General features: G+C 60.1%; 18 protein-coding genes. 6 read left to right on the top strand and 12 right to left on the bottom strand.

What is annotated here, in order from left to right:
• The first annotated feature begins 111 nt into the window (after positions 1 to 111).
• The 5 genes from DES53_RS11550 to DES53_RS11530 all read left to right on the top strand — a co-directional run bounded on the left by DES53_RS11550 (position 112) and on the right by DES53_RS11530 (position 7545).
• Positions 112 to 3681: a serine/threonine-protein kinase gene (locus DES53_RS11550; RefSeq protein WP_170157031.1), complete on the top strand. Its 3570-nt coding sequence runs from the start codon at positions 112 to 114 to the stop codon at positions 3679 to 3681.
• A 30-nt stretch (positions 3682 to 3711) separates the two neighbouring features.
• The gene (locus tag DES53_RS11545) at positions 3712 to 4074 is read left to right on the top strand and encodes a nuclear transport factor 2 family protein (protein ID WP_113958412.1); all 363 of its coding nucleotides are present in this window, start codon (positions 3712 to 3714) and stop codon (positions 4072 to 4074) included.
• 150 nt (positions 4075 to 4224) lie between these two features.
• Entirely contained in the window at positions 4225 to 5190 is a 966-nt protein-coding gene (locus tag DES53_RS11540; RefSeq protein ID WP_113958411.1) for a carboxylesterase family protein, read from the top strand.
• Positions 5191 to 5417: 227 nt separating this feature from the next.
• On the top strand, positions 5418 to 5876 hold the full coding sequence (locus DES53_RS11535) for a hypothetical protein (protein WP_113958410.1): 459 nt from the start codon (positions 5418 to 5420) through the stop codon (positions 5874 to 5876).
• 76 nt (positions 5877 to 5952) lie between these two features.
• A complete protein-coding gene (locus DES53_RS11530; RefSeq protein WP_113958409.1) occupies positions 5953 to 7545 on the top strand; it encodes an aldehyde dehydrogenase (NADP(+)) in 1593 nt (530 codons plus the stop codon).
• A gap of 166 nt (positions 7546 to 7711) precedes the next feature.
• Here DES53_RS11530 and DES53_RS11525 read toward each other — a convergent pair whose 3' ends face one another.
• Positions 7712 to 9193, bottom strand: coding sequence for a sulfatase family protein (locus DES53_RS11525; protein WP_113958408.1), 1482 nt, complete (start codon positions 9191 to 9193; stop codon positions 7712 to 7714).
• 80 nt (positions 9194 to 9273) lie between these two features.
• On the opposite strand from DES53_RS11525, the gene DES53_RS11520 reads away from it, so the two are divergent.
• On the top strand, positions 9274 to 10047 hold the full coding sequence (locus DES53_RS11520) for an SDR family NAD(P)-dependent oxidoreductase (RefSeq protein ID WP_113958407.1): 774 nt from the start codon (positions 9274 to 9276) through the stop codon (positions 10045 to 10047).
• Between the two features lie 66 nt (positions 10048 to 10113).
• On the opposite strand, the gene DES53_RS11515 is transcribed toward DES53_RS11520, so the two are convergent.
• The 11 genes from DES53_RS11515 to recA all read right to left on the bottom strand — a co-directional run bounded on the left by DES53_RS11515 (position 10114) and on the right by recA (position 21037).
• Positions 10114 to 10482, bottom strand: coding sequence for a four helix bundle protein (locus DES53_RS11515; RefSeq protein WP_113958406.1), 369 nt, complete (start codon positions 10480 to 10482; stop codon positions 10114 to 10116).
• Between the two features lie 41 nt (positions 10483 to 10523).
• Positions 10524 to 11276 (bottom strand): SDR family oxidoreductase, encoded by a 753-nt coding sequence (locus DES53_RS11510; protein WP_113958405.1) that lies wholly within the window; start codon positions 11274 to 11276, stop codon positions 10524 to 10526.
• 103 nt (positions 11277 to 11379) lie between these two features.
• The gene (locus tag DES53_RS11505; RefSeq protein WP_113958404.1) at positions 11380 to 13158 is read right to left on the bottom strand and encodes an IlvD/Edd family dehydratase; all 1779 of its coding nucleotides are present in this window, start codon (positions 13156 to 13158) and stop codon (positions 11380 to 11382) included.
• A 64-nt stretch (positions 13159 to 13222) separates the two neighbouring features.
• Positions 13223 to 13999: a class I SAM-dependent methyltransferase gene (locus DES53_RS11500; protein WP_211325522.1), complete on the bottom strand. Its 777-nt coding sequence runs from the start codon at positions 13997 to 13999 to the stop codon at positions 13223 to 13225.
• Positions 14000 to 14070: 71 nt separating this feature from the next.
• The gene (locus tag DES53_RS11495) at positions 14071 to 14814 is read right to left on the bottom strand and encodes a BPL-N domain-containing protein (RefSeq protein ID WP_113958403.1); all 744 of its coding nucleotides are present in this window, start codon (positions 14812 to 14814) and stop codon (positions 14071 to 14073) included.
• 110 nt (positions 14815 to 14924) lie between these two features.
• Complete coding sequence (locus DES53_RS11490; RefSeq protein WP_113958402.1) at positions 14925 to 15659, bottom strand: TlyA family RNA methyltransferase; 735 nt, start codon at positions 15657 to 15659, stop codon at positions 14925 to 14927.
• Positions 15660 to 15702: 43 nt separating this feature from the next.
• Positions 15703 to 16371, bottom strand: a complete 669-nt coding sequence (locus DES53_RS11485) for a hypothetical protein (protein WP_113958401.1) — start codon at positions 16369 to 16371, stop codon at positions 15703 to 15705.
• 115 nt (positions 16372 to 16486) lie between these two features.
• Positions 16487 to 17917, bottom strand: a complete 1431-nt coding sequence (gene purB / locus DES53_RS11480) for an adenylosuccinate lyase (RefSeq protein ID WP_113958400.1) — start codon at positions 17915 to 17917, stop codon at positions 16487 to 16489.
• A 113-nt stretch (positions 17918 to 18030) separates the two neighbouring features.
• Positions 18031 to 18825, bottom strand: coding sequence for an SDR family NAD(P)-dependent oxidoreductase (locus tag DES53_RS11475; RefSeq protein ID WP_113958399.1), 795 nt, complete (start codon positions 18823 to 18825; stop codon positions 18031 to 18033).
• An 89-nt stretch (positions 18826 to 18914) separates the two neighbouring features.
• On the bottom strand, positions 18915 to 19763 hold the full coding sequence (locus tag DES53_RS11470) for a polysaccharide deacetylase family protein (RefSeq protein WP_113958398.1): 849 nt from the start codon (positions 19761 to 19763) through the stop codon (positions 18915 to 18917).
• A 158-nt stretch (positions 19764 to 19921) separates the two neighbouring features.
• Positions 19922 to 21037, bottom strand: coding sequence for a recombinase RecA (recA, locus tag DES53_RS11465; RefSeq protein WP_113958397.1), 1116 nt, complete (start codon positions 21035 to 21037; stop codon positions 19922 to 19924).
• Positions 21038 to 21089 lie beyond the last annotated feature (52 nt).

The raw sequence follows: 21089 nt of genomic DNA, 5'->3' as shown, positions 1-21089 counted from the left end.
AACGTCGGCACTTAGGAAACGAACATGAGCGATACGCCCTCCCACTCATGTCCCAAATGCGGAGCTCCTTTGCCTGCCTCCGCTCCTGAAGGGCTGTGCCCGCGCTGCTTGATGGCGTTGAATCTGGAAGAGCCCACGTTGCTCACGGGAGAGGCTGAAACACAACCCGTGGCGCCGCCGGCCGCAGCACCTGCGCCGGAGGAACTGGCGCCACATTTTCCGCAGCTCGATATTCTGGAGTGCTTGGGTCGGGGAGGCATGGGGGTGGTGTACAAGGCACGGCAAAAGTCGCTCAAACGTTTTGTCGCATTGAAGCTGCTGGCTCCTGAAAGGGTGCAGGATCCTGCTTTCGCTGCGCGCTTCGCCCGGGAGGCTGAGGCATTGGCCGCACTCAACCATCCGCATATCGTCACAGTGCATGATTTCGGACAGGCGGGGACATTTTTCTACCTGCTGATGGAGTACGTCGATGGCGTGAATTTGCGACAGGCCATGCGTGGGGGGAAGTTCACTCCTGAGCAGGCTCTCGCAGTCGTGCCGCCCATTTGCGAGGCTCTGCAATATGCGCATGAGCACGGCATCGTACACCGCGATATCAAGCCGGAGAACCTCCTGCTGGATAAAAGCGGACGCGTGAAAATCGCGGACTTCGGCATCGCCAAGATGCTTGATACTCCTGCTGATGAAGTGCTGCCGGGCGACTCCCAGCCCGCGGGCACACCGCAGTACATGTCTCCTGAGCAGCGGGAACAGCCCCAGCGTGCGGACCATCGGGCGGATATCTATTCCTTGGGCGTGGTGCTGTATGAGATGCTCACGGGAGAGCTTCCATCCAGGGGGATTGAGCCGCCTTCGCGCAAGGTGCAGGTGGATGTGCGACTGGATGAGATCGTGCTGCGCGCGCTGGACCGCTCTCCGGAGTTGCGCTGGCAGACGGCAGAGGATTTGCGCACGCAAATCATGACCTTGGGAAAGGGGAACCCGCAGCCCGCGCCTGCTCCTGGCGTGGCAGGCGCCGTCGCAGCCGGTGTTGCTTCCATCCCGCCGACTGTCCCTCCGATGCCTCGGCAGCAGCAGACTGTGCCATTGCAGCGATCAACGTATCCGCGTGTCGGTGCTGCCCTGGTGCTCGCGAGTTTGTTAGTGCCGTTTCTGCTGATGATAAGCCTCGTTACCGTGCGCACGGTTTCCTTCCAGTCTTCTGAGGCAACCTTTCACATCAGTGGCAGCACCGACCACAGCCACAGTGGTTTCCACGTCACGCCTCCAGAGGCAAGGATGGGCGACCGGGTCTCCAGTGCGCCCTGGGTTGTTCTCATGTTTCCGCTTTTGGGAGTTGGTTTCTTGTTTGAAGTGGGCTCCATCATCACGGGTACATTGCTCGGGTGGTCTCACCTTGCTGTGCAACGCCGGCGAGGCCCACCCTTCGAGCGGATGGTATCCGGCAAGTTTGCCGCTCTCGTGTGGCCGTGTCTGATGGGCGCTGTCGTGGCCATCTTCGCAGCCCTTCTTGTGGGTGCTGTGATTGGCACAAGAGCTGGCACGCTACTGTTGGCTTTGGCCGCGTCGATTGCCACCGTGTGGTGGATCTTGCACACGACCAACCGGTGGTTGCATTCGGGAACCCCCACGGTGCGGCCACCCTCACTACCGGGAGCCGGCTCTGCCTCCATCACAGAATCACGCAGGAGCTGGAAGCTGGATCTTTTGCTGCCCGTCCTGGCTGGCCTGCTCACACTGGCGTTTGCGGCGTTGTGGCTCTTCCTGGTGAAGTACTACATTGATTTCCATGTCAAGCCTGTGGGGTACGGCCTTGGCCGCAGTTTTGTGGACGGTGCCCCTGGGATCATAGTGGCACTTACTCTGATTTCAGGAGGAGTGATTGTTCTGCTGCTGCGACTCAAGATGCGAGCCTCCGCCGGGCCCGCAGAACGTACGAGCATACTTGGCTACGTGACCTGGGCTGTTGTCGTAGTGGTTTGTTTTTTTGGACTCACTGGACTCGTTCGCACCTATGCGCAATTTCCCACCTTGGTGGAGGTGAATCCGGTGCCACTTCGCCAGACCGGGAATGTTATTTTCATGCAGGTGCGCACGGATACCATCCGCCAGCCACTGGAGATCCGCGCGGTTCTGAGTGGTCAAGAGGTGACAGGATCTGCGGTGAGCTCTGCGGAGCGACAGATCACGGAGCTCTATCACGGAAAATACAACGGGCTGCGTGTATTCCCACGCGTGACACCGGGAAATCATCCCACCCATGTCCTTTCCAGTGGTCCTCAAACCATGGAGTTGGCTTTTGTCCTGCCGTCGATCGAAGTGGCCGAGGCGGTGATGCGCAACTTGCCCACGCCGCGAGTGGAAGTGGGACCGGAAATCAACAGTGCGGAATGCAGACTCTTCTCCGTGAAGGCTACCGATGGTGTGGAGTACACGGCAACGTTGTACATCACACCGCTGCTCACTGGAAGCGATCCGAGATGGGTCTTGATCGATCGTGATCTGAATAAAGCAGACTCAGATTCCCTGGAGACGACATGGAACGTCTTCGTTGGGAAGACTGGAGTGGCCCGATTGCAGGTGGGCGGAGACCAGTCCCAAGCAACCACGCAGCGCAATACGGATGTTCCCGGTCAGCAGAACATCCAGGTCAGTGCCAGGTTGAAACGAGTCAATGAGAAGCAGGTGGAAGCCACGATTACGGTGGGAGGTGCCGGAGGCAGCAGCCGTATGAACGCGGATTTCACCCAGCTGGCAGCGGAGTTCCGCGCAACCTCCATCGACTCGGCAAGGCCTGGCCGTGGGCGCGCGACGCAACTCTTCCGTCTCGGTGGTCAGCCAGTGGTGCTCACAATCGCTGACCGTTTCGATGGCCCTGATACAGTGATTGCGAAGCCCCCTGGAGTGACCACTCCTGCCGCGAACAATATTCCAGGGCTCGAAAAGCCCCGGGGTGTCATGGATGCTGCGACAGCCTCGCAGTTGAAGGTGGAGGTAGCGGCGGGCCCTCAGACGACTTCGAAATTCATCACTGACATCCTGGAGGTCATGAAGAAGGCAGGCGTGTGGAATGTTGCGGTGTCCAGTCGCGACACCCCGGGGCTGCAGGTGAAGTTGCGTTCTTCGGAGGCCCTGCCTGAGGGGGCGCTGGATTCCTTGATGAAGGAGCTGCGCAAGATTGGCGCCATGGAGTTGGTGACGGTTTCACCTGAACAGGCTCAGGGGGGAACCAGAAGTGACCCGGGCGTCCATGAACATGATGCCGGCAAAAATCAGACTCTGCGGGAAGAGGGTGAGTATGCGCTCAATGACCGGCTCACGCTCACCATTCGCCCGCTCGACAAGAGTGTGGCAGGTCAGCCGGGGCAGCGAGGGGTGACTGTTTCCTTGAGGAATCCGAACGGCACGAAAGCGGATCGTGGCTACTCTCCCATCGCCAGTGAAGGTGAGCCGTACGTGGTCTTTTGGAACGCCGAAACCCAGTGCCTGTGGCTCGGGTCACCGAGCTATTTGGGATGGCAGGAGCTAAAGGATAACATCGATGACAATCACAAGGGGTGGGTGGTGCCAGATGACATTCCCAGAGAGATCAGTGGCGTGATGCCGGAGCCTTTCCGTGAAGAGGTCTCGAAATGGTACCCAAGAAAGAGGACTCCACCCCTCCCAACTGCTCCGAAGTGACAGCCACACGCGACTGTGCGAGCATCTCGCATGACTCCCAGACAAGTGCTTCAGCAATGGATCGAGGCCTTCAATGCAGCCTACGCAGATCAACTTGCGGCGCTCTACCATGAAAATGCTGTGAACCACCAGGTGGCGAATGCTCCGGTGGAAGGCAGGGAGGCGATTCGAGAAATGTTTCGTGGCGAGTTCTCGCGGGCAAAGATGGTGTGCATACCCGACAACATCTTGTGCGATGGCGAGTGGGCCGTGCTGGAGTGGAAGGATCCGCTGGGGTTACGTGGGTGCGGCTTTTTCCATGTGGTGGAGGAGCGCATCAAGTTTCAGCGTGGGTATTGGGACAAGCTGTCGTTTCTTCGAATGCATGGGCTGCCGATTCCGTCGGAGTCCTAGCCAGGAAGTTTCGGCGGTAATTTCGTAACAATTCACCCCGGATGCTTCTGTAGAGATTTGGCTGGTCTTTGTTCGAAATCACAAAGACCCGGCCTTTTCGTGCGTTGTGCCCATGGAGTCCAGGAACCGAACGTTGAGCCACATGTTCTCATGAAACCGCTGCTTGCCCTCATTGCCACCGTCGCCTTGCCCATCGTGGCCGGAGCCCGCACCTGGACCTCGACTGACGGCCGCAAGCTGGAAGCGGACCTGGTCAGCGCCACTGCCACAGCGGTGACCGTGAAAAACGCTGCAGGCCAGACCTTCGCCATTCCCCTGGAGCGGCTCTCTGAGGAGGATCGGAAATGGGTGCAGTCCAACTCCACTGCAAAACCGGGAGCGGCCCCAGGTCCGGGCACGTCTGCATCCCCGACTTCCAATGCACCGCACAAACCGATTGAAGGGCCCTATGCAGCGCTCATCACAGGCGACTGGGCTCTCTCCAAGCATGAGGACCTTCCCTTTGCCCTGTATGCCTCCAAGGAGCTGAGCGCAGCCCAGAAATATCCCTTGGTGCTGGCCCTGCACGGCAAGAGCCAGAATGATGAAAACGGCAAGCAGGTGGGTGGATGGATGAAGACCTTCGCCAAGACAGAAAACTACGCAGCGCGGCCCTGCATCATCGTGGCGCCGCTATGTTATCAACCTTTCGGCGGTACCGGAGGCGGGTGGTATGACAAGCCGGGCACGGAGGCAATCGACCTCGTGAAGAAGCTCATGAAGTCCCTGCCCATCGATGAAAAGCGTGTGTATGTCATCGGCTACTCCATGGGAGGATTCGGCACCTGTCATTTGATGAATTCCGAACCGCGTCTCTTCACGGCCGGAGTGGCAGTGGCAGGCTGCACCGGCGTGGATACCGCAAACACTTTCAAGAAGCGTCCCCTTTGGCTTTTCCACGCCAAGGATGATGAGGTGGTGAAAGTTGAGGGCTCACAGGCACTCGCGAAAGCGCTGGAACGCGCGGACAAGACTTTCAAGTACACCGAGTTTCCCACCGGAGGTCACGGAATCATCGGGAAAGTCTTTGATGACCCCGAGGTGCACAAGTGGCTCTTCAGCCAGGCGGAGAAGTAACAAGTGCGTTGGTTGCTGAACCACGTGCTGTTTAAGTAAAAACTTTCTCGACGCCGTGTCGCCGTTCGTGCAGGCTGGGCCGCATGTTTGTCCGGCTGGGTTCTGCGTATCATCCGCACCGCGCCCATCTCGTGCGCGGTGTCTTGGAGGCTCACGGCATTCCTGTGGAAGTCTGGCACGAGGAATCTTGTCACCTGTATTCCCCGGGGTGGCAACCATGCTCAGTAATGATTCCCGAGGAGGAAGTGGACGCAGCCATCGAGGTGATGAATGCAACGCCAGAAGAACTGCCTGAGGAAGGCGGAGCAGACGTGCCACCGCCGCTTCTCAAGTATCCAACGTTTCTGGATTGGGCTGTCACAGGTGCGGCATTGCTCTTGTTCTTTGGTATCGCAGTGGTTCTGGCCACCATGCTGGAGGAGTTGGGACAATCGCGGTACGGCGGGTACTATGAATCGGGACAGTTGGAACCACGGGACATGCTGTTGTATCTGGTGGTGGTGGTGCCTGTCGGAGCGCTTGCCGTAGCGGTGCTGCTCAAGGTTTTCATGGCACCTTTGGTGATCTGGGATGGGGACAGGTGGATGGGGATGATCGCATACCTGTGGGTACGGTGGATCTTGTTTGTGGTGGTGCCCATCGCACTGGCGGTTGCCTTTGGAGCACTGCGCCCTGAGGAAGGCTGATCCAGCGGCTGCGCGGGTATTTTCCGCTTCACCCTCGCGTTTGACTTGCCCCTCTGAATCGTGACACTGGGGCACTATGACGCTTCACGGACAGTCCATCATCGCAGGCAAGACGGTCGATTCCACAGGGGAGGCCTTTACGGCCACCAACCCCGCCACGGGCAAGTCGCTGGAGCCGGTGTTCCACGAGTCTCCGGTCGATCAGGCGGATGCCGCGCTGAAGGCGGCCGATGCGGCGTTCGACGAATTCCGTGCGAAGTCGCCCGAGGAGCGCGCCAGTTTTCTGGAAGCCATCGCAGATGGCATTGATGCCCTGGGTGATGCCCTGCTGAAGCGCGCCAATGAAGAGACCGGCCTGCCCATGGTGCGTGTGACGGGCGAGCGCGGTCGCACGACCAGTCAGGCCCGCCTTTTTGCCAAACTCGTCCGTGAAGGCACGTGGCTGGAGGCTCGCATCGACAAGGCCATCCCCGACCGCGCGCCTCTGCCGAAGCCGGACGTGCGCCGCATGATGGTGCCGGTGGGTCCGGTGGTGGTGTTCGGCGCGAGCAATTTCCCCCTCGCCATTTCCGTCGCTGGTACGGATACGGTGAGCGCTCTTGGCGCAGGTTGCCCGGTGGTGGTGAAGGCGCATCCCGGACATCCGGGCACCAGTGAAATGATTGGTCGCGTCATCACCGAAGCAGCGGAGAAAACGGGCATGCCTGCAGGTGTGTTCTCCATGGTGCAGGGGAAAGGGAGCGAGATCGGCATGGCGCTCGTGAAGCACCCCCTGACCGCGGCAGTGGCCTTCACCGGATCGCTCAAAGGTGGCCGCGCACTTTTTGATGCGGCGGCGTCACGCCCGAATCCCATTTCCTTCTACGGTGAACTCGGCAGTGTGAATCCCGTCTTCCTTCTGCCTGGCGCCTTGCAGCAGCGCGCGCCACAGATTGCGGAAGCGTTTGTCACCTCACTCACCATGGGTGTGGGACAGTTCTGCACCAATCCCGGTCTCGTCTTCGGCGTACAAAGCGATGAACTGAAGCAATTCATGGAGAAGACCTCCTCCCTCATAAAGGGATGGCAGCCTGCCTCCATGCTGCATGCGGGCATCTCGAACTCCTTCGATACTGGCGTGGCCCGCGTGATTGCCACCCCTGGTGTGGATCTCGTGGCCCGCTCGCAGACACCCGCCAGCAAGGAGGCCTCCCAAGCCACGGCCGCGCTCTTCAGCACGGACACAGCGGGTTTTGAGAGCCAGGCATCCCTGCGTGAGGAAATCTTCGGCCCTAGCAGCGTGGTGACTCACGTGGGCAGCAAGGAGGAGTTGGAGCGCATCGCCGAGAGCTTCGATGGCCAGCTCACCGCCTCCATCCATGGCACGGAGGACGACCTGCGCGAGCACGCCCGCCTCGTGCGCATCCTCGAACGCAAGGCAGGCCGCATCATCTTCAATGGCTTCGGCACCGGCATCGAGGTGTGTCCCTCCATGCACCATGGCGGTCCGTATCCATCATCCACGCACAGCCACTTTACCAGCATCGGCACCGCAGCCATCTACCGCTTCGTCCGCCCTGTGTGCTACCAGGGCTTCCCGGATGATTGCCTGCCCGCTGCCATCCAGAACAAGAACGTTACCGGTGCGTGGCGCATGGTAGACGGGGAGATGACGAAGGGGGATGCTTGAAGGGAGCTGTGAGTCAGTAGTCAGTAGTCAGTAGTCAGTAGTCAGTAGTCAGTAACTACAGGTGGGAGCAACTCACAAGCCAGGCCTGTGTTCATTGCTTCTCTCTACTTACCACTCACTACTTACTCCTTACTGTGCACTGAATACTGACTTACTGATTACTCCGCTACTCCACCTTCCCCGCAGGGCGCACGCCCGTACCCGTGCGTCCCTGCAAGGAGTCTCCCAGGTCTGCGCGCATCGTTTCTGCGAGTGCGCTCAGGCGGGCAACGACTTCGGGATTCTGTTCAGCGACGTTCTTCACCTCTCCGGGATCCTCAGAGAGATTGTACAGGGACAACGGAAGCTTCTCGACGCGATACCCATGGCGTGAGGCAATGCCTTCCACACCGGACTTGGTGATGGAGTCCGGCTTGAGATTCGCCCAGTTGGAAGGCTTGCCATTGCGCCCCGGCTCGGCGGCCACGGTGAGGTAGGGGTGGGGGAAGTGCAGCTTCCATGGTCCACTGACCACTGCGTGCAACTCCGTCCCACTGTAGATGAAGAGAGCCTCGTGGGGTGACTTGGCGCCAGGTTGGTTGGTGAGAACTGGCAGGATGTTCTTGCCGTCAATCTTCACAGACGGCAGGGGCTGGTCCAAAAGGGTGGCGATGGTCGGCACAAGGTCCATGGCAGAGAGCATGTCCTCACACACCCGCCCGGCGGGAATCTTGCCTGGCCAGCGCAAGATGCAGGGAGTGCGTACGCCACCCTCAAACGCCGTAAGTTTCCCTTCGCGATAAGGCCGTGCGTTACCCGCGTGGGAGCCGTAGCTGAGAAAGGGACCGTTGTCTGAGAAGAAGATCACCAGCGTGTTCTCCTCCAGGCCCTGTTCCTTCAGGGTTGCGAGCACTTCGCCGATTCCGGCATCGAGTTCCAGTAGAACGTCGGTGTAGAGTCCGCCGCCCGACTTTCCCTTGAATCTGTCCGAAGCGAAGATGGGTACGTGTGGCATGACATGGGGCAGGTAGAGGAAGAACGGTTTCTCCTTGTTCTTCTTGATGAAGCCGATCGCTCGATCCGTAAACTGCCGGGTGAATTGCGACTGGTCGGGATCGGTGGCGATCACCCGCTCTCCCTCGATCAGCGGTAGAGGAGGCATGTTCTTGATCGTGGGGTGAAACGGACCATTGTCGTTCGAGTAGGGCAGGCCGAAGAATTCGTCGAACCCGTGATGCACCGCGCCAAGACTGCCCATGCCGAGATGCCATTTGCCGTAGCACCCCGTGGCGTAACCGCGTGCCTTGCAGAGTTCGGCAAGAGTGGTCTCGCTCGGATTGAGGCCATTCTTGCTCGTATGGTTGAGCGCGCCCTGGAGCCCCACACGGTTGGCGTAACACCCCGTCAGAAAGGAAGAACGCGAGGCAGTGCAGACGGCTTGTGAAACGTAGAAGTTCGTGAAGCGTGTGCCTTCGCTCGCGAGTTTGTCGAGCTGGGCAGTCTGATAGGTGCGCTCCTCTCCTGCGAGCCCGAAGCACGTCGGGTCCGCATAACCCATGTCATCCGCCACAATGAGCACGATGTTGGGCGGTGGCTCGGCGGCCATGGATGGCGCCGCCACAAAAGTGGCGAGACAAGCGACAATCGTGGGAAGGAAACGGGAAAGCATCGCGGGAGGAAACGTGAAGATGCGGTGCACGCTTGCATGAACTGAAAGTCCCCATCATGCTCGTGCCCACATCTCATCTTATGTTCTCCCTTTCTGGCAAGACAGCAATCATCACGGGTGCAGGCAGCGGCATTGGCAAGGCCATCGCGGTGGCCTTTGCAAAACAGGGTGCGCATGTGGAGGTGCTGGATCTCAATGAATCCACAGCTGCTGAAGTGGTCTCTGAAATCAAGAGCACCGGAGGCAGCGCCGCCGCCAGTGCCTGTGATGTGGCAGACGCTTCATCCGTGGAGGCCGCGTTCGAAGCCGCCTGGAAACGCCAGCAGCACCTCGATATCCTCGTCAACAACGCTGGCATCGCCCACGTGGGGAATGTACTCAACACCTCCGAGGCCGATCTCGATCGCATCTACAACGTGAATGTGAAGGGCGTGGCGCACTGCCTGAAAGCCGGAGTGCAGCGCATGCTGACCAGCGGAGGCGGCGTGGTGCTGAACCTCTGTTCCATCGCCGCGCTCATGGGCATCGGCGATCGCTTTGCCTACAGCATGAGCAAGGGCGCCGTCCTCGCCATGACCTACAATGTGGCGCAGGATTACATGAAGCAGAACATCCGCTGCAACGCCCTCTGCCCCGGCCGCATCCACACACCATTTGTGGATGGGTTCATCAAGAAGAACTATCCGGATCGAGTCGACGAGATGTTCGAAAAACTCTCCAAGACCCAGCCCATCGGTCGCATGGGGACACCAGAGGAGGTTGCTGCTGCGGCTGTGTTTCTATGTAGTGACGAGGCAAGCTTTATCACCGGCGTGGCTTATCCGGTGGATGGGGGCACGTTGTACCTTCGGTAGCAGGCACAAAGGCAACAGGCACAGAGGCACAAAGTGTGAGCATCCAGTGCGCGCACCGTCCCTGGGCTATGAGCGTGGCTTGGATTTCAGCTTGGCAATCAGGGACGAGAGCATTCGTTCCACCTCAAGGATGCGGGCGTCGACCGAATCGGCGTTGTCGAGGTCCGTAAGATAGCCAAGCCGTCTTGCTATCTCCATATGGGTCTGAAGTTCGTAAAGCGAACCGCGAGCGATTAGGAGGAATCGAATGTAGTCTTGTGTGGATTGTCTCCCGTACCCCTCGGCAATGTTCGCCGGAATGGAAACTGCCGCTCGCCGAGCTTGGTCTGTAAGCCCATAAGTTTCAGCCTTTGGAAACTGACCAGTCGCGGCGTAGACGGACGTCACGACCTCGATTCCTTTCTGCCACACCAATAGCTCACGGAAGCTCTTCATATCACTTTGTGCCTCTGTGCCTGTTGCCTTTGTGCCTTGTCTCAGTATGTGGCACGGCCCCCAGTCAAATCAAACACCGCTCCAGTACTAAACGAGCAGTCCGCCGAGCACAGCCAGCCCACGAGCGACGCTGCCTCTTCCACCTTCCCGAAGCGGTTCATCGGAATCTTCGAGCGCATGTAGTCGATGTGCTGCTGGGTCAGCTGCTTGAGGATATCCGTCTCAATCACCGCCGGCGTCACGCAGTTCACACAGATGTTGGAGGTCGCCAACTCCTTGCCGAGCGACTTGGTCAGGCCAATCACACCTGCCTTCGCAGCACTGTAGTGCGCCGCATTGGGATTGCCTTCCTTGCCGGCAACGCTGGCGATGTTCACCACCCGGCCATATCCATTCTTCAGAAGATACGGAATGGTGGCGCGGCACACAAGGAAGACGCCGGTGAGGTCGATATCTACGACGCGCCGCCAGTCCGTGACATCCAGTTCCCACGTCTTGGCATTGGTTCCCGCGATACCAGCGTTGTTCACGACGACCGAGATGTAACCAAAATGCGCTGCCGTGGCGTCCGCCGCCGCTTGAGTGGAACTCTCCGAGGTGACATCGACCTTCGCCGTATGCACATCACCCAGGGAGGTGAGCTTGGCCTTCGCGCTTTGCAGCGCAGCATCATCCACGTCCCACAGAGAGACAGAGGCTCCGGACTGGAGCAGTCGCTGGGCAATGGCGTACCCGATGCCACGGGCGCCTCCGGTGATGACGGCAGTTTGATTGGTAAGGTCGAGATTGTTCATGTGCGAAACGAGCTAACGGAGCAGCGGGCAGCGGTTTGCATGCGCAGGTTGCCTGCATTCCTACTTTTGAGACGAGGTGAAGCGCCTCATGAAGCCAGTCATCTCAATGATTGTCCCTCGGCACCGCCGCGCCCACATTCCGGTAGCACGTCGCAAAATCCAGACACATGCCGGTGCTGAGCTGGCCGCTGCATTTGCGGTGGATTTCCTGCCAGGGGGTCTGGTTCTCCAGCACAGGCGGCTTCCAGGCGGCGCGGCGGGCGTTCCATTCCTCCTCGGGCACCAGCGCATCGCAGCGGCACGTGTTCAGGTCAATCACCATACGGTCGCCCGTCTGTAGCAAAGCAAGCCCACCACCGATCGCGGATTCTGGCGACGCATTGAGCACGCTGGGGCTGGCACTGGTGCCGCTCTGGCGTCCATCGCCGACGCAAGGCAGCTCGGTGATACCGCGCTTCACGAGGTAGTCGGGGGGCGTCATGTTCACCACTTCAGGAGCGCCGGGATAGCCGATGCTGCCGCTGCCACGCACGACGAGAAAGCAGTTCTCATCGATATCGAGTGCCGGGTCATTGATGCGCTCGTGATAGTCCTCCGTGCCTTCGAATACAATCGCGCGGCCTTCGAAGCGATTCTCACTGCCGGGCTTGGAGAGATAGCGACGCCGGAAATCCTCGCCAATGACGCTGGTCTTGATGAGGGCACAGTCGAAGAGATTGCCACTCAGCACCAGAAAGCCTGCCTTCTCACGCAACGGGGTGGCGTAGGGGCGGATGACATCGGTATTCACGACTTCCACCTTCGAACAGTTCTCACCGATGCTCTTGCCGTTCACCGTGATGGCACCCTCGTGGATGCGGCCTGCGCGGATGAGCTCGCCGAGTACTGCAGGCACACCGCCTGCGCGGTGGAAGGCTTCTCCGAGCCACTTGCCCGCAGGCATGCAGTTCACCAGCAGAGGCACATCATAGCCCACCTTTTGCCAGTCGGTGGTATCGAGCTCCACACCCATGTGGCGGGCGATTGCGACAAGGTGTGGCGGGCAATTCGTGCTGCCGCCGATGGCGGAGTTCACGACAATGGCATTCTCAAACGCCTCGCGCGTCAGCACTTTCTGCGGAGTGAGATCTTCGCGCACCATCTGCACAATCCGGAGGCCGGTTTCATAAGCGATCTGACCACGCTCGCGATAGGGCGCAGGAATGCTCGCGCATCCGGGCAGGCTCATCCCGAGCGCCTCGGCGAGGCTGTTCATGGAGAGCGCAGTACCCATCGTGTTGCAGTGGCCTGCGCTGGGCACACTGGCACAGGAGCGATCCATGAACTCTTCGTAGTCGATCTTCCCGGCGGCGTAGAGTTTCCTCGACTCCCACACAATGGTGCCGCTACCCGCGAGGTTGCCCTTGTGCCAGCCATCGAGCATGGGGCCGCCACTGAGGATGATGCTGGGAAGATTCACCGTGGCAGCCGTCATCAGCGCTGCGGGCGTGGTTTTGTCACAACCCGTGGTGAAGATGACGCCATCAAAAGGATTGCCGTGAATCACCTCCACCATGCCCAGGTAGGAGAGATTGCGATCCAGAGCCGCCGTGGGACGGCGTACCGTCTCCTGAATGGGATGCACGGGGAACACAAAGGGAATGCCGCCCGCGTCGCGCACGCCAGCCTTGGCACGTTCCACCGTTTCAAGGTGGATGCGATTGCATGGTGCGATGTCGCCGCCGGTCTGCGAGATGCCAATCACCGGGCGGCCACTCTGCAGTTCCTTGCGCGTGATGCCATAGTTCACCAGCCGCTCCACGTAGAGCGCGGTCATGCCGGGGTTGTCCGGATTGTTGAGCCAGAGTTCGCTGCGAAGACCGTGAGGGGTGGGGTGAGCCATGAGGAAAGAGTCAACGGTCCCAAGGTCACCGGTCAAGCACCAATGAGCTGGCAATCCCAACAGCTCAGAGCTTCAGTGCCCGGGTTGCCGCGTAGCAGGACATCTTCGCGGATAGGGGGTGTTTCTCTGGCGCCCAGGCATCTTCATAGAAGCCGGTGATCGAGAATCCGGCGGCGATCTGGCCGCCGATTTGGTCCTCCAATGTGTGTCCGAATCCCAACGGCTCACCCGCATCCGTGTAGCGTTTGCGCTCCTCTTCGGTGAGTTCCAGGTCGGAGTACGGCGTGCGGTACTTGATCTGGAGCACGCCTTTGGCTTCCAGCTCCGGATCAAGTATCCAGGTGATGGGGTTGCAGAAGCCGGAAAGCATCACGCCGCCCTTCTTCAACACGCGATAGGCTTCACGCCACACGGGCTTGATGTCTGGCACAAAGCAGTTCGAGCAGGGATGGACAATGAGGTCGAAGGTTTCGTTCTCGAAGACCGAAAGGTCCGCCATGTCGCCCTGCACGGTGCGGAGGGTGAGCCCTTCGCGTTTCGCCACCAGATCATCCTGGGCAAGCTGGGAGGGTGAGTTGTCGAAGACGGTCACGTCACCGCCAGCCGCAGACAGAGTAGGACCCTGCTGCCCGCCACCAGCGGCGAGACCGAGCACCTTCTTCCCTCCGAAAGGTGGGAACCAGTCGGCTGGTACGGGCTTGAGTGGCGTTAGCACAATGCTCCAGTCGCCCTGACGTGCCTTGGCAATCGCTTCTGGGGAGACAGGAATCGTCCATTCGTCGCCTTGGGCCACACGCCGATTCCAGGCTTCACGATTGTAGGCAAGAATGTCGATCGACATGCGCTGAGGCTAACCACACTTCCGTGTGTGAACCATCGAATTCGACTGTGCAAAGCCAAAACTGCAGGCGCTCACTTGCCTGCGGCCCACTTCACCGCACTTGCCACGAAGGCATCCATGCCCGGCGTTTGCTCCGGATGCGGGCTGGAAACGATCACACGTCCCTTGCCAAAAATGCCACGTGCCCACGCGGGACTGTCGACCATAATGCCCTTTGGCGAGTTGTTTTCCGCGAGTTCAGTGCGGAAGGAGGCGAGCGTTTCGTAGTCGGGAATGTCATCACGGCCCGCGGGCTTGATGATGGGACCATTTGCATAGCGCACCGATTGTTCTCCAGTGGTAATGCCGGTCACCGCCGGTGCGATGTCATGCACCTGGATCTTCACGTCGCCGATGCCGCGCTTCCATTTGTTGGAAACGGTCATGGCATCGAGGACGCCGAGGCTCCAGTCGAAGCCCGAGCACGCGAGATAGGCTCCTGCGCAGATGCCTACATAGCCTCCTCCATTCTCTACGAACTTCCGGACTTCGACCTTGCCTGCTTCGCCGAGACCCGCAGCCTGCTTGCTGCCGCTGCCCCCGGTGAAAATGACCACGTCGTGGTCTTTGAGCGCTCCTGAGGCAATGTCGGCGCCCTTTAGGACGGTGAGTTTGAATGACGTGTCCTTCCCGAGGAGTTCGGTCACACGCGGCACGCCCTTGCCAGTGGAGCCGGCATCATCGTAGAGGGCGACGCGGATGGGCGCTTTACCTTCCTCAGCAGAAACGGACGCCATGAAAGCCACGAAGGTGACGAGAACGAGGAGGGCCTTCATGGGGTGAGGTGGGGTGTGGGGTAACTTGGAGAACGCGGGGCGAGCTACGCCGACCGCAGGCCAGAGCCGCTGGACCTGTCACATGGGAACTCGGTTTGCTCCGCAGTCTTTCAGGCGTTGTAGCCAATCCACGCGAGGAACTCGCGGTTGCCGTCGGTTCCTTGGATGGGGGACTCCATGAGCCCGCGCCATTCCCATCCAGATTGGGAGCGGGCGAAGTCCTCGATCTTTTTGCAGGCCTTCTCATGCAGCGCCTTCTCGCGCACGATGCCACCCTTGCCGATTTCCTCCTTGCTCAACTCGAACTGGGGTTTGATGAGCACCACCGCCTGCCCACCGGACTTCAGCGTTTGGAAGGCGGGCGGCAGCACCAGGGTGAGCGAGATGAAGGAGACATCCGCCACGATGAGATCCACGGGATCTGGCACATCCTCCTTGTTCAGATGGCGCACGTTGTAGTTTTCACGAGAGACTACGCGCGGATCGTTGCGCAGCTTCCACACGAGCTGGTTCGTGCCCACATCAAAGGCATGGACCTTCACTGCGCCGCGCTGCAGCAGGCAATCGGTGAAGCCGCCAGTGGAGGCTCCTACATCGAGGCAGGTCTTGCCAGTGACGTCGATGCCGAAGTGCTCCAGAGCGCCTTCCATCTTGAAGCCTCCGCGGCTCACATACTTGGGCTGGGCCTTGATGCGGATCTCAGCATCTTCAGGCACCAGATGGCCTGCTTTGGTGATGGGCTCGTCGTTTACCAGCACATCACCGGCAAGGATGAGGCGCTTGCCTTTTTCCCGTGATTCACAGAGACCACGTGCCACGAGCAGGTGGTCGAGCCGCTGCTTCATGCGCCGTGGTATCCTTCCGCGTGAGTGACTTTGAAGATGAGGCTCAGGCCTCGGGAGGCATGTCCTGGATGACTTCGTCACCCACTTCGATGGTTACGCCCGAGGGGACAGTGTCCACAGGCAGGTCAGCCACGGAACCTTCTTCGCTCACTTCCGTCACCTTGATACGACCGATGATGGCGCTGCCGCGGCGGATGGCGAAGGTCATGTCCTTTTCCAACTTCCGTTTCGCGCCAGCGTTGATGACAACGAAACCAAACTCCTTCTGGTATTCCGTCACCTTGGCGAGCACCGGAGCGGAGGCGATCATGCGCTGGCGGGGGGTGGCGGGAGGCGGCGGCGTGAGGTCGGCGGGATTCATCCCGGGAGGCAGCGAGATGGTGCCGGGGATGGAGCCCGCTGGAGTACCTGCGGCCCCATAGCCGGGAGAGGGAGGAGTGGCTGGGCGGCCAACAGGGGGAGGAATGTTTCCGGCATTTCCCTGGCTGCGCTGCATGTCCTGCAGGAGTTGCTGTTCCCTGTCAGCAATCAGGCCCTGCTCAGCGATGTTCGGAGCGGACCTGGGAGTGGCGGTGGCTGCATCGCCGTCGTGCTCTCGCCGGAGCATTTCCATCTGATTGCGGGCGCCACGTGCCTCAGAGCGGGCGTCCAGTACCAGCCAGCCCATGAAGCCGAGCAGGGTGCAGGTGAGAATGATGGCGACGATTTTCATGTAGGATGCAGCAGGATCTCTGGGGGAAGGGGGGTGGATTGGACCCGGGAATAAAGAGGGCGTTGAATCAATGTTGCCCTGTTTCAGTCCCGGTGAAAATACCAATCTGCGGGGATCAAAGGATGGACCCGGGCTCGTAGGCGGCGGCAGTGGGGTGCTTTCCAGCCAGGGTAGCGACCTTCTCCGCAAAGTGATTCACCTGCGCGGCGGCATCCCCGGAGTTCGCGCGTCCCTTTTCGAAGACGGCGTCGAACTGGTCCGTGGAGAGTCCCAGACGCTCGTCTGCGGCGAGGCGATCGAAGAGGTTGTTTGTGCTCACTTTGCCAGTGCGCAGGTCCTTGGCCACCGCCACGGCATGTTCCTTGATGGCCTCGTGAGCTTCCTCGCGGCCAGCGCCAGTCTTCACGGCTTCCATGAGAACCGTGGTGGTGAGCAGGAAGGGGAGGTAACGCTGAAGCTCCTGGGCCACCACAGCCTCGAAGACCTCCATCTGGTTCAGCACGGTGAGCAGCGTTTCGAGAAGGCCATCCATCGCCAGGAAAGCATCCGGCAGCATCACGCGACGCACCACAGAGCAGGAGACGTCGCCTTCATTCCACTGGTCTCCGGCGAGTCCGGCGGCCATGGCGAGGTAACCCTTCAGCACCACGTGCAAGCCGTTGATGCGCTCGCAGGAGCGGCTGTTCATCTTGTGCGGCATCGCGGAGGAGCCGACCTGGCCCTTGGCGAAACCTTCGCTGGCCAGCTCGTGGCCCGCCATGAGGCGGAGGGTACGGGCGAAATCTCCCGGACCGCTGGCCAGATCACACAGCGCGCTGATGACGCGGAAGTCGAGGCTGCGGGGGTACACCTGGCCCACGGCATCCAGCGAGCCGGGCAGTCCAAGGTGGGCCACGATCTTCGCATCCAAGGCACGGGCCTGCGCGGCGTCTCCTCCGAAAAGGCTGATCTGGTCGAGCCGGGTGCCCACGGCGCCCTTCAGGCCGCGCGCGGGGTAGGTGGCGATGACGTTCTCAAGCTGCTGCAAGCCACCCAGCATTTCCTCGCCGAACATGGCGATGCGCTTGCCCACGGTGGTGACCTGCGCGGCCACATTGTGCGTGCGGGCGGTGAAAGGGATGTCGCGGGTCTCGCTGGCGCGGGCCGCAAACTTCGTGAGTGCGGCCACAGCCTTGTTCCGGATGACTTGTAGAGCGCGGAAGACCTGAAGCTGCTCCACATTCTCCGTGAGGTCACGGCTGGTCATGCCCTTGTGGATGTGCTCATGCCCGGCGAGGTCGCAGAATTCCTCGATGCGGGCCTTCACATCATGGCGCGTGACGCGCTCGCGCTGCATGATGCTTTCCAGATTCACCTGGTTCTTCACGCGCTCGTAGCTCTCGATGACGCCATCCGGGATGCTGATGCCCAGATCCTTCTGCGCCTTCATCACGGCGATCCAGAGTTCGCGTTCCAGCCGGACTTTGCCCTCGCCGGACCAGATGGCCCTCATGGGGGCGGTGGCGTAGCGTTCGGCAAGGACATTGGAGATGACGTCTTCAGGCATAGTGGGAATTGGGGCAGTCATCATGCGTCATCTGGCGCTTTTCGCAAATCAAACGCCAACCCAGGGGCAAGCACTTCTTGCCCCTTGTCCCTTATCCCTTGTCCCTCTGTGCTTTACTTCTTCTTCGGCAGGGCACGGGTGGCACCGCCGCTGATGCCGCCATCCACCAGCAGGGTCTGGGCGGTCACGTAGCGGCTTTCTTCACTGGCCAGGAAAACGAGCGGTCCTTCGAGGTCATCCATGGAGCCGGGGCGCTTCAGCGGGATGCGGTCGCTGAGATACTCCACCCACTCGGCATCCTGATACATCACCGCATTCTGGGCAGTCTTGAACCAGCCGGGGGCCAGGACATTCACAGTGATGCCGTGGACGCCCCAATCGTCAGCGAGGGCCATGGCCATCTGTTTCACACCACCACGGCTCGCGCCGTAAGGAGCGAGTCCAGCATAGCCTGCCACACAGGTCACTGAGCCGATGAGGATCACGCGGCCGTATTGGGCGGGGATCATGAGTTCCTTCGCGGCTTGTTGGGCGAGGAAGAAGGACCCGCGCAGGTTGGTGTCGAGAATCAGATTCCAGTCATCCCAGGTCACGTCCACAGCGGGCTTGCGCACATTGCAGCCGGCATTGCACACCAGGATGTCCAGCTTGCTGAAGCAGGCCTTCGCCTCCTGCACCGCGTTTACGATGCTGTCCAGCGAACGCACATCCAGCTCCAGCGGCAGTACCTTGCGGCCCATGTCCTCGATGCGCTTCTTGATGTCATCCAGCGACTTCAGCGTGCGGCTCGTCAAAACCAGATCCGCACCAGCCTGCGCCAGCGTGAGGGCGAATCGCTCTCCCAAGCCACGCGAAGTTCCGGAAACAAAGGCGACACGATTCGCGAGGGAGAAGGAAGGAGTGTTCATGTTGGGGAAGGAAGAGGGGAAGGACGTTGGCGAAGTCACCCTTGAATGCAAGCGGGGATCGCATGGGACAGTCCCGGAGAGATTTGAAGCTACCGCTTCAAATCACCGTAGCTGATCAACTGGATACCCCTCGCCTTGATCACTTCACGCACCTTCGGACTGGTGAAGGTATCGGTCACCCCCTGCCGGTCCACGGCCACGTTCTCATAGCCGATGTGATGAATCGCCCGCACCTCAGGCACATCCAGACCGGGGTGATCCACAAAGAGGTGGGTCTTCCCTGCCTCCAGGCCTTCGAGCATCTTGATGAAGCTGGCGATCTTCTCTTCAGAGGTCCCTTTCGGCCCCTGATAGCTGACTCGTTTCATTCCCAGGCTTCCAGGTCCAAGAGCAAGCTTGTACTCGCTCGCCAGTCGCTGGGCCATGGCTGAGACCTCGCTGTTGAGTTCCGAACATCCCATGTGATGCGTCACATGGCTGATGCGCGGAATCTTTTTCAGCGCCAGTTCAATCTGGGCGCGAAACTCCTTTTCAATCTCTTCGAGCTTCCACTTGTTCTCCGCGAGCGATCGTCCCGGATAGTTCTTGTTTGGGAAGATCATGGGGAAGAAAAAACCATCCGCATCACGCAGGCTGGGGCACTCGGTGAGAGGCCGCCACTTCACGTTGTCCCACTCGCTGCTCAGGCAAAGATGAATGCCCACATCCACCTCGGGACGCTGCGTGAGCATCGCCACCGCCTCGGGAAACCAGGGTGACGGCACGATGATTTCCACCGAGGTCGCAATGCCCTCTTTGTACGTCTTCAGGATGGCCTCATTGCCCGCATGCGAATACCCCATGTCATCCGCACGGACAATCAGACGCGGCGGTGCAGTTTGAGCATGAGCCACACTCAAGCTCACCGCCACACAAAGGAGCAGAAGGAACGTTTTCATAAGGCGAACGTGTTGACCTGGATGGCGAGGAGCCCAGGCTACGGACTGAAGTTTCACTACAGCCGACCGCATTCGACAAGACCAATAAAAACATAAACACCGCCCGGCATGCGGGCGGTGTCCCCAGCAACGAGGAAATACAAACGAGCTATGCTCGACTACTCACCAGCGGAATCACCTTCACTGCTGCTGCCGCTGCCGCCACTGCTGCGGCCGGTGCTGGTGCCGTTTTTCTCCGCGAGCTTCTCCTTCACGGCGACCTCGACTTCCGCATAGAGGGTGGCGTCACCCTTCAGGGCTTCCTTGCAGGCATCGCGGCCTTGGGCGAGTTGCGTGCCCTTGTAGCTGATCCAGGAGCCACGTTTCTGCAGGATGTCGAACTCGAGCGCCAGATCCAGCAGCGAACCGACACCGCTGATGCCTTCGTTGTACATCAGGTCGAATTCAGCCTCCGTGTAGGGCGGGGCCAGCTTGTTCTTCACGATCTTCACCTTGGTGCGGTTGCCGCTCACGGTACCGTCCGAGGTCTTGATGGCGCCGATGCGGCGGATGTCCACACGCACGCTGGCGTAGAACTTCAGGGCCTTGCCGCCCGGCGTCGTTTCGGGGTTGCCGAACATGATGCCCACCTTCTCACGAATCTGGTTCGTGAAGACGCAGCAGGTGCGCGCCTTGCTGATGATGGCAGTGAGCTTCCTCAGTGCAGCGCTCATGAGGCGGGCCTGTGCGCCCACGGTGGCATCACCGATTTCACCTTCCAGTTCCTGGCGCGTCACGAGGGCGGCCACGGAGTCGATGACGATGACATCCAGGGCATTCGAGCGGACGAGCGTTTCGCAGATGCGCAGGGCTTCTTCACCACTGCTGGGCTGGGAGACGAGGAGTTCTTCCATCTTCACGCCGAGCTTGCGGGCATAGCTGGGGTCGAGGGCGTGTTCCACGTCGATGAAGGCCGCCAGACCGCCAGCCTTCTGAGCTTGGGCGATGACCGTCAATGTCAGGGTCGTCTTACCGGAAGACTCCGGGCCGTACACTTCCACAATGCGGCCGCGGGGGAAGCCACCCACACCGAGGGCCTGGTCGATGAGGAGGTTCCCCGTGGGGATCACCGTGATGTCGACCTTGGAGCTCTCATCCATGCGGAGAATGGCGCCTTCGCCATAATCCTTCTGGATCTGCTGGATCGCCTGGTCGAGGTTCCGGGCTCGCGCCTCCGCAATCTTGTTCTGGGCGGAGGATTCAGAGGAGGGTGCTTCTTTGGGTGCGCGGGCCATGATGTGTCGGATGAATGTTCAGTGGACGAATTCTTTGGAATTTGCCGATGAT

The sequence above is a fragment of the Roseimicrobium gellanilyticum genome, from assembly GCF_003315205.1.
Taxonomy (GTDB): domain Bacteria; phylum Verrucomicrobiota; class Verrucomicrobiia; order Verrucomicrobiales; family Verrucomicrobiaceae; genus Roseimicrobium; species Roseimicrobium gellanilyticum.
The sequence above is the reverse complement of the archived record's forward strand: the minus strand, read 5'-3'. Positions and strand labels throughout refer to the sequence as shown.

What these genes read in the sequence shown, in the direction of transcription:
- DES53_RS11525 (WP_113958408.1), bottom strand. Translation starts at nt 9,193, where the DNA reads ATGCTTTCCCGTTTCCTTCCCACGATTGTCGCTTGTCTCGCCACTTTT.
- DES53_RS11470 (WP_113958398.1), bottom strand. Translation starts at nt 19,763, where the DNA reads ATGAAAACGTTCCTTCTGCTCCTTTGTGTGGCGGTGAGCTTGAGTGTG.
- DES53_RS11545 (WP_113958412.1), top strand. Translation starts at nt 3,712, where the DNA reads ATGACTCCCAGACAAGTGCTTCAGCAATGGATCGAGGCCTTCAATGCA.
- DES53_RS11520 (WP_113958407.1), top strand. Translation starts at nt 9,274, where the DNA reads ATGTTCTCCCTTTCTGGCAAGACAGCAATCATCACGGGTGCAGGCAGC.
- DES53_RS11475 (WP_113958399.1), bottom strand. Translation starts at nt 18,825, where the DNA reads ATGAACACTCCTTCCTTCTCCCTCGCGAATCGTGTCGCCTTTGTTTCC.
- purB (WP_113958400.1), bottom strand. Translation starts at nt 17,917, where the DNA reads ATGCCTGAAGACGTCATCTCCAATGTCCTTGCCGAACGCTACGCCACC.
- recA (WP_113958397.1), bottom strand. Translation starts at nt 21,037, where the DNA reads ATGGCCCGCGCACCCAAAGAAGCACCCTCCTCTGAATCCTCCGCCCAG.
- DES53_RS11485 (WP_113958401.1), bottom strand. Translation starts at nt 16,371, where the DNA reads ATGAAAATCGTCGCCATCATTCTCACCTGCACCCTGCTCGGCTTCATG.
- DES53_RS11515 (WP_113958406.1), bottom strand. Translation starts at nt 10,482, where the DNA reads ATGAAGAGCTTCCGTGAGCTATTGGTGTGGCAGAAAGGAATCGAGGTC.
- DES53_RS11510 (WP_113958405.1), bottom strand. Translation starts at nt 11,276, where the DNA reads ATGAACAATCTCGACCTTACCAATCAAACTGCCGTCATCACCGGAGGC.
- DES53_RS11500 (WP_211325522.1), bottom strand. Translation starts at nt 13,999, where the DNA reads ATGTCGATCGACATTCTTGCCTACAATCGTGAAGCCTGGAATCGGCGT.
- DES53_RS11530 (WP_113958409.1), top strand. Translation starts at nt 5,953, where the DNA reads ATGACGCTTCACGGACAGTCCATCATCGCAGGCAAGACGGTCGATTCC.
- DES53_RS11540 (WP_113958411.1), top strand. Translation starts at nt 4,225, where the DNA reads ATGAAACCGCTGCTTGCCCTCATTGCCACCGTCGCCTTGCCCATCGTG.
- DES53_RS11535 (WP_113958410.1), top strand. Translation starts at nt 5,418, where the DNA reads ATGATTCCCGAGGAGGAAGTGGACGCAGCCATCGAGGTGATGAATGCA.
- DES53_RS11505 (WP_113958404.1), bottom strand. Translation starts at nt 13,158, where the DNA reads ATGGCTCACCCCACCCCTCACGGTCTTCGCAGCGAACTCTGGCTCAAC.
- DES53_RS11495 (WP_113958403.1), bottom strand. Translation starts at nt 14,814, where the DNA reads ATGAAGGCCCTCCTCGTTCTCGTCACCTTCGTGGCTTTCATGGCGTCC.
- DES53_RS11490 (WP_113958402.1), bottom strand. Translation starts at nt 15,659, where the DNA reads ATGAAGCAGCGGCTCGACCACCTGCTCGTGGCACGTGGTCTCTGTGAA.
- DES53_RS11550 (WP_170157031.1), top strand. Translation starts at nt 112, where the DNA reads ATGGCGTTGAATCTGGAAGAGCCCACGTTGCTCACGGGAGAGGCTGAA.